The organism is Anaerolineales bacterium (assembly GCA_022866145.1).
GTDB lineage: Bacteria > Chloroflexota > Anaerolineae > Anaerolineales > E44-bin32 > PFL42.
Map to the genome: position 1 here is coordinate 1 of JALHUE010000407.1, position 2,787 is coordinate 2,787.

1 protein-coding gene is annotated in these 2,787 nt (G+C 62.1%); it reads right to left on the reverse strand.

All coding sequences use genetic code 11. The features are described 5' to 3' along the window. Positions 1-83 precede the first annotated feature (83 nt). On the reverse strand, positions 84-2,459 hold the full coding sequence (locus MUO23_12230; protein MCJ7513725.1) for an arylsulfatase: 2,376 nt from the start codon (positions 2,457-2,459) through the stop codon (positions 84-86). Positions 2,460-2,787: the final 328 nt, after the last annotated feature.

Consider the following 2,787-nt stretch of genomic DNA (forward strand, 5'->3'; position numbering starts at 1 on the left):
GCCAAAGCTAGTATCGCGCTGAACTCAACGCCTGGCTGGCCGGGTCGGCTCCATCGAGTTGTTCGGCGCCCGCCAAGGTGGGCTTACTGAATCGCCATGTAGACGCGCACTCGTTCGTCGGGCGAGATGAGGTGATCGAGGTCCTCGGCATCCTTGTCGACGTCGATCTCGACCCAGTTCACCTCGCCGCTGAACTTCTTGGGGGTTGGATAGTCGTTCGTGACCGGCGAACCGAATTCGTTGCCGAGGTCACAGGTCTCGTCGGCGGAAAAAATGAACGGCTCGGTCTGATCAACCCGGCCTTCGCCAGCCTTGTTTCCGTCCACGTACAGCGTGACCGTGCCGCCCTTCGCCAGACCGCCGCCGTCGTACTTGAACTCCATCCGCACCTGGTGCATCCCCGGCGGGATCTTCGACGTTCCCTCGACGTAGTACCGGTTCAGGCCGTAGAAGTTGTAGCAATACTTCGGCTTGCCGGCCTTGGCGTACAGGCTCCAGCCGCCCGTGGTGCCACCCTGGGCGACGATGACCCCTTCCGCCCCGGATGTGGGCACGACCACCTCGGCCGTCACCGCATGCGACTTGTTCTTGATGTTGACGATCGAGCCCTCGGTCAACCGCCCCATGCCACCGAACAGCAACTGCCGCGTGCCCTTGACCAACTGCGGCCGACCGGCAAGGTCGGCGTTGGCACGCTCGGCAAAGCGGTCGTCCAATGGCAGCACGTTGTACTTGACCGCTTCGATCAGCCACAGCCGCTGTAGTTCATGCAGCTTCGGCGGATTCTCCTTTGCGAGATTATTAGACTGGCTCCAGTCCTTGGTGGTGTCGTATAGCTCCCAGACATCGTCGTCGAAGGCCGGCAGCTTGAGCGCACCGGTCAGCCACGGGGTGCGGTGTTTGGTCACCGCGGTCCAGCCCTTGTGGTAGATGCCGCGGTTCCCAAACATCTCGAAGTACTGCGTCTCGTGCCGCTCGGCCGTCCTGGCGTCGTTGAACGAGTACGCCATGCTGACCCCCTCGATCGGGTGCTGCTGGACCCCGTTGACGAAGACCGGCTCGGGCAGGCCAGCCACTTCCAGAATGGTCGGCGCGACGTCGATGACATGATGGAACTGGCTGCGGATTTCGCCCTTGGCCTTGATCCCCTTCGGCCAGTGGACGATCGTGCCGTTACGGGTGCCGCCCCAGTGCGAAGCCACCTGCTTGGTCCACTGGTAGGGCGTGTCCATGGCGTGCGCCCACCCCACAGCGTAGTGGTTGTACGCCTCCACCCCGCCGAACTTGTCGAGGTGGGCTTTCATGAACTCCGGCGTCTCTAGGTGGCCGAAGCCCGTGGCCGTTACCATCTCGTTGTACGTGCCCTGGAGCGAGCCCTCGGCTGAGGCGCCGTTGTCGCCGATGATCAGGTAGATTAGCGTGTCCTCCAGGATGCCGAGGTCCTTGAGCGCGTCGATCAGCCGCCCGACGTGATGGTCGGTGTGCTCGAGAAAGCCGGCATAGATCTCCATCTGCCGGGTAAGGACCGGCTTCATCTCGGCCGAGATGGTGTCCCACGCGGGGATCTCGGGATGCCGCTCGGTGAGCGCGCAGTCCGGCGGGATCACGCCGAGTTTCTTTTGGCGGGCGAAGGTCTCCTCGCGCAGCTTGTCCCAGCCCTGGTCGAACTTGCCCTTGTACTTGGCGATCCACTCTTTCGGCACATGGTGCGGCGCATGAGTGGCGCCTGGTGCGAAGTAGGTGAAGAACGGCTTGTCGGGCACGAGCGCCTTTTGCTGGCGGATCCACTTGATAGCCTTGGTGGTCATGTCCTCGGTGAAGTGATAACCCTCTTCGGGCGTCTTCTCGGGCTCGAGCGGAGTCGTGCCTTCCGTGATCGCCGGATACCACTCGTTCGTCTCGGCGCAGATGAAGCCATAGAAGTACTCGAACCCGCCGCCACCGGTAGGCCAGGCATCGAACGGGCCCATGGGGCTGGTCTGCCAGGCGGGCACTTCATGGCACTTGCCGAACTGCGACGTCGAGTAGCCGTTGAGCTTCAGCGTGCGGGCGATCGGGGAAATGGTGTTGGGCAGGACGGAGGAATTGCCCGGCGCCGACGTCGCCAACTCGGTGATGTTGCCCATGCCGGCCGAGTGATGGTTGCGGCCGGTCAGGAGCGCCTGGCGGGTGGGCGAGCACAACGCGCAGGTGTGGAAGCGGTTGTAACGCAACCCGTTGGCGGCGAGCTTATCGAAGTTCGGTGTGTTGCACGGACCGCCAAAGGTGCTGGACGCCCCGAAACCGACGTCGTCAATCAGGATGACGAGCACATTGGGCGCGCCTTTGGGCGGCCTCAATTCCCTGATCGACGGATACTTCGTATCGGGATCCTTGGCGTCGTAGGTTGTCAAACCCATGTGCGGCTGATCTGGGATGGGAAGATTAGAACGGTTTCGATCATTGGGTTGGTTGGACATGGTCTCTTCTCCCTATGAAAGCTTCTACCTGGCTCAACGCGAGCATTTGGAGCGGTGAGTATCTAGATCGTTTGCTTGAATGGAAAGTGCCGCGACATATCGGGTTGCCCAGTGAGGGCGCCCGATTACCATCGCAGACCATCATTCAAGCACCCCGCGATTCGGCGGAAAAGGGCCCGCGATCCTATGGGAAGATCAAGGGCCAACCGGAGAAGGCAGGCGAGATCATCACCGCGTGACCTTCCCGGGATTCTACATCAAACCAGCCTTGGCAGAGACCCGCGCTTAGGGCGCCGAACGGCCTCGAGCTAAGCTGCCCGGCGGAAGC